The sequence below is a fragment of the Streptomyces sp. FH025 genome (genome assembly GCF_017427025.1).
Lineage (GTDB): Bacteria > Actinomycetota > Actinomycetes > Streptomycetales > Streptomycetaceae > Kitasatospora.
The window spans coordinates 1-5,211 of the sequence record NZ_JAFLNG010000565.1; the positions used below are offsets into that span (position 1 = coordinate 1).

At 74.2% G+C, this 5,211-nt stretch carries 4 protein-coding genes; 1 reads left to right on the plus strand and 3 read right to left on the minus strand.

Translation table 11 applies throughout. The annotated features are described in order from the left end of the window. Positions 1–85 precede the first annotated feature (85 nt). Positions 86–631 carry an HPP family protein gene (locus J0670_RS29455; RefSeq protein ID WP_207814743.1) on the minus strand — a complete coding sequence of 182 codons (546 nt, stop codon included), beginning with the start codon at positions 629–631 and terminating at the stop codon, positions 86–88. Positions 632–749: 118 nt separating this feature from the next. Here J0670_RS29455 and J0670_RS29460 point away from each other — a divergent pair, with 118 nt between their 5' ends. Then, positions 750–1,991 carry an amidohydrolase gene (locus tag J0670_RS29460; RefSeq protein ID WP_243437697.1) on the plus strand — a complete coding sequence of 414 codons (1,242 nt, stop codon included), beginning with the start codon at positions 750–752 and terminating at the stop codon, positions 1,989–1,991. An 81-nt stretch (positions 1,992–2,072) separates the two neighbouring features. Here the strand turns inward: J0670_RS29460 and J0670_RS29465 are convergent, their stop codons facing one another. After that, positions 2,073–3,461, minus strand: a complete 1,389-nt coding sequence (locus tag J0670_RS29465) for an erythromycin esterase family protein (protein WP_207814745.1) — start codon at positions 3,459–3,461, stop codon at positions 2,073–2,075. Between the two features lie 228 nt (positions 3,462–3,689). After that, the coding region (locus tag J0670_RS29470; protein WP_207814746.1) for an amidohydrolase at positions 3,690–5,211 on the minus strand (1,522 nt) is incomplete at its 5' end.

A 5,211-nucleotide genomic window follows, 5' to 3' on the forward strand; every position in this document is an offset into this window, starting at 1 on the left:
GGTGGCGTCGGCGGGGTGGCCGGGAGAGTGCGGCGCAACGGTGGACGGCCGGGTCATCCGATCGGTTGACCCGGCCGTCCGCCGTTCACCAGGAGACTGGATACCGGACCGGGTGCCCGCCGATCCGGCCGGGCAGCAGGCCGATGACGACCAGCAGCGCTGTCGCCAGGGCGAGCAGCGGAAGGAAGGGAACCGGGTGCGGGGCCTGGAGGACCACGATGACGGCGGTGGCCGCAGCCGGGGAGTGCGAGAGGTGGGTGAGCATCATCGCCCCCAGCGCGAGCCCGGCGGCGATGGCCGCGCCCCAGGCTGTGCTGCCGGTGACGGCCAGGACGGCGAAGCCGATCACAGCCGACATCAGCTGGCCGCCGATCAGGTTGCGCGGCTGCGAGATCGGCAGGCCGGGCGCGCCGTGCACCAGGGCCGCGCTGGCGGCCAGCGGCGGGATCAGCAGCGGCTGGTCGAGCAGCACGCCGACCCCGACCAGCAGGAGCAGGGCGCCGATGGCGAAGACGGTGGCCCGCAGCGCGTGCAGCGGGTGCGGGCGGGCGCTGGCGGCGGGCGGCTCGGTGACGGGCGATTCCGTGACGGGTGGTTCGGTGGCGGGCGGTGCGGACAGCGGCGCGGGCATGCGTGAGCGGCTCCGGGTGGGGGACGGGGACCCGCAGATGATAAACAGACCGTTGAAGGAAAGGTGGGATGTTTTGCCTGCTGGACAAATCGCCGAGACGGGACCCGGGGAGCACCGCATGACGACATCGGCACCGACATCGGCACCGGCAGCCGCACCGGCGCCGTCCGTGACCGTTTTCCGTGAGGTCCGCCCCTTCGGTGCCGCGCGCGCCGTCGACCTGGTCGCCGTGGACGGCCTGCTGGTCGAACGAGTGCCGGACGGGATCGAGCCGGAGGTGGTCGAGGGTGCTGGCCGGATCGCACTGCCCACGCTGGTGGACGCGCACATCCACCCGGACAAGACCGCCTGGGGCGAGCCCTGGTACAGCCGGCGCCCGGCCGGCTCGCTGCCCGAGTACGTCGCGGGCGACGTCGACCTCCACCGGCACCAGCGCACCCCGCTCGCCGATCGCGCGCACCGGCTGTTGGCCCACGCCGTGACCCGTGGTACGCGCGCGGTGCGGGCCCATGTGGACGTGGCGCCCGCCTACGGGCTGGCCGGGGTGACCGGGCTCGCGGAGGTCCGGGACCGGCTCGCCGGGGCGCTGGACGTCCAGCTGGTCGCCTTCCCGCAGCACGGGGTGCGGCGTACCCCCGGCGCGGGTGAGCTGCTGGCGGAGGCGGCGGCCAGCGGGCTGATCGACGCGGTGGGCGGCATCGACCCGGCCGGGTTCGACGGCGGCGCGGACGGTGAGGGGCCCGCCCAGCTGGACCTCCTGTTCGGCCTCGCGGAACGGCACGGACTGCGGCTCGACATCCACCTGCACGACGGGGGCGAGCGCGGCCTCGGCCCGCTGCGCGAGATCGCCGAGCGGACCAGGGCGGCCGGACTGGCCGGGCGGGTCGTGGTCAGCCACGCCTTCTGCGTACCCGAGCTGTCCGGCGCGCCGCTGGCCGAACTCGCCGAACTGCTGGCCGAGTCCGGGGTCGGCCTGACCACCGTCGCGCCCTCCGCCCACCAAGTGCTGCCGTTCCGCGAGCTGCGCGCGCACGGGGTGAAGGTCGGGCTCGGCTCGGACGGCGTGCGGGACTCGTGGAGCCCGTACGGCAACGCGGACATGCTGCACCGGGCCCACCTGCTCGGCTGGACCACCGACGCCCGTACCGATGAGCAGCTGGCCGACTGCTTCGCTCTGGCGGCCGACGGCGGTGCCGAAGTGCTGGAGCTGCCGCCGGTCACCCTGACACCCGGCTCGCCGGCCGACTTCATGCTGGTGTCCGGTGAGTGCCTGCCGCAGGTCGTGGTCGACCTCCCGGCGCGTGAACTGGTGGTCCGCGCGGGCCGCGTGGTCGCCCGGGAGGGTGAACTGTCGGTCTGACGGCCGCCGCCCACCCCGCCCCACCCGACGCCGGAGCTCCGGCGTCGGGTGGGGCGGGGCGGCCCGGCGCGTCGTTCCTGCTCAGAGCTGCTCGGCCGCGCGGACCTGGTGGAGGTGGACGAGCAGGTCGTAGGCCGGGCCGATGGCGAGGGTCGGCAGCGGGTCGCGCTGGAAGGTGGTTCCGGCGTCGTAGGTCGGGCGGGGAGTCGCCAGCCAGGCGCGGGCCGCGCTCGGGGCCCGGCGCAGGTCGAGGTAGTAGTCGCGGCGCCGGACCCGGTCGAGGGCGTACTCGGTCATGTCCGGTGTGGCCGGGGGAACGGTGGTCGTCCGCCAGTCGTCGGCGAAGACGTCCTCCTCGGTGAGGAAGGAGCCCTGTCCGAAGGTGAGGCCGATGCTGCGGTAGCCGGCGCCGAGGACGTCGCGCAGTTGGGAGCCCTGTGGGTGGGGGTACAGCTCGGGGTCGGAACTCAGGTAGCCGGCATGGCCGTTGTGCGCCGAGAGGAGGATCCCGTCGCCGTGGATCCGCCGCCACCACAGGACGTTGTCCGCCATCGCGCGGTCTCGGAGCCGCTGTGCCGCGATGACGAAGGACCGGTCCTCCGGGTTCATGGTGGCGAAGGCGAAGGTCTGGGCGATGTTCCGGGCGTGCTGCACGGCCCACTCGTGCTCCACGTCGCCCGCGGTCCCGGTCGCCGTGGTCCCGGCCGTCGCGATCCCGGTGGCCCCGCCCCCGGCCTCCGTGACCAGCTCCAGCGCCTGCTGCGCGAGCTCCGCGTTTCGCTTGCGCCGCGGCAGTGGCAGGTTCGCCACGTAGCCGAGGCCGTCGTCGAACGGCCGTAGTCCGGCGTACAGTTGCTCGACCTTCGGCAGTGTGGCGGGAGCGGCCCTGCGGAGGTGGTCGGTCACCCGGGTGAAGAGGTGGTCGCCGAGCCCGGGGAAGCCGAGGTCGTCTCCGACGAAGTGGACCGGGCGCTGCGGGTGTCGGAGGTTGTGGCCGCGCATCCAGGTGATGAGGTCGGCGAACTCGCGTCGGTGCCAAGGAGATTGGGCCAGAGTGCGGTCGACCACCTGACGGGCGTCGTCCCCGCCATGGCCCTGCACATGGGCGTCGATCAGCAGGCCGGCCGACCAACTCGCCTCCAGGGCGAAGGTGGTGAAACCCATCTCCTCGACCAGGTGACGGAACACCCGGTGCTTCAAGGCGAAGAACTCGTGCGAACCGTGCGTGGCCTCACCCAGCCCGACCACCCGCGCCTCGCCGATCATCGCGCCCAGCGCCCGCAGGTCCTCGCTCGGGCCGACGGGATCGGTGGATCGCAGGGGGTGGGCGATCTCCGCTAACTCGACGATGGGTACGGACTGTTGCGGTGGTTCGGCGGCCGCAGCCGGGGCGAGCAGGGTGGTGGTCGCGACGGCGGCGGTGGCCGCGAGCAGCCCCCGTCGGCCGATCGGTTCCCCGGCTACGGTCATGATCGCTCCTTCTCGGATGGTCAGGTCCAACTCCATGGCCTGCGTAGGCCGCTGAAGGAATCCTCGCCAGCGGAGGGGCGTGGCGCGCTGGGGACGGCCGCCGGATCGGCCGGGGGATAGCCCCCGGATCGGACCGAAGGGTCCTGTACGTTGAACCGGGCACTGCCCCGGCCCCGTTGAGGGGAGCCTGGCGGGGCCGAGGGGCCGCTTGACGGTCAGCCGCTGCGCTCAGAGGGAGTCGGCGCGGTGGGTGGGACGGCCGTCGAGGACGGTGAGCAGCACCGGGACCTCCGCGAGTTCGGTGGCGGAGGTGGTGAGCGGATCGGCGGCGAGGACGGTCAGGTCCGCGCGGTGGCCGACGGTGATCCGGCCCGCCACCTGCTCCTCGCCCGCCGCGTAAGCGGCGTTGACGGTCATCGCGCGCAGTGCTTCCAGAGCGGTGAGCGCCTGGCCGGGGTTGTGCGGGGGCTTAGCGAGATCGCGGCTGGGGCGCCGGTGGCGGGCGCCGGCCATCACGCCCAGCGGCGGGTAGGGGGCGATCGGCCAGTCGGAGCCGAGGACGACGGTGGCGCCGGCGTCCCACAGGTCGCGGCAGCGCCAGGCGCGGTCGGCGCGCTCCTCGCCGAGGCGGCGGGACCAGTTGTCGGTGTGGTCGGCGCGGGTGAAGTCGCAGCAGTGGGTGGGCTGCATGGAAGCGACCACGCCGAGCTCGGCGAAGCGGCGGACCACCTCGTCCGGGACGGTCTCGATGTGCTCGATCCGGTGCCGGACGGGGGCCGTGTCCCCGGTGGAACCGTTCGTCGAGGCCGCCGCCGAGACCTCCGCCGAGGCCTTGGCGACGGAGTCGAGGGCGTGCCGGACGGCGGCGTCGCCGATCGCGTGGGTGGCGGTCGGCACGCCGGACCGGTGCAACTCCCCGATCACCCGGGTGTAGTGCGCCGGGTCGGGCCAGAACGCGTGGGTGGACTCGCCATGGCGGTCCGGGCGCTCCAGCCAGGCGGTGCCGTTGTCGATCGTGCCGTCCATGAACAGCTTGACGCCGTCCACCCGCCACAGCCTCCCGCCCCGGCCCTGCAACTCGATCAGCTCGCGCAGCCCGTCCTCGTCCACGCCGGGCTGGCACCAGGGCGCGACCTTCAGTCGCAGCGGCAGTTCGCCCATGCGGTCGAGCTCGGTGTAGAGGTCGAGGCTGTCGCCGTTGGCGTCCATGGCGTGCCCGCCGGTCAGACCGTTCGCGGCCATGGCGCGGAGCGCGGCGGCGAGGCGTTCGCGGCGCTCGGCCCGGGTGGGCTGCGGGGCGGCGCGCTCGACCAGCTCGCAGGCGGCGTCCTCCAGCAGCAGACCGGTGGGGCGGCCGTCGGCGTCGCAGACCACCTCGGCGGCCTGGGCGAAGGTGCGGGGGCCGTTCACGCCGGCCAGCTCCAGGGCGCGCGGGCTGGCGAGCATGGAGTGGGCGTCGAAGAGCTGGAGCAGCGCCGGGATGCCGTCCAGGACGGGGGCGAGCGCGGCGGCCTCGACCGGGCGGTCGCCGAAGACGTTCGGGTCCAGGCCCCAGGCCTGCAGCCAGGCGCCGGGGGCGAGCGTGCGCACCTCGGCGGCGAGGGCGGCCCGGACGCCTTCCAGGTCGGTGCAGCCGGAGAGGTCGAGGCCGTGGGTGAGCTCGGCGCCGGAGACCGGGTGCAGGTGGCCGTCGACCAGGCCGGCGGTGACGACGGCGCCCTTCAGATCGATCACCGTGGTCGCGGCGTCG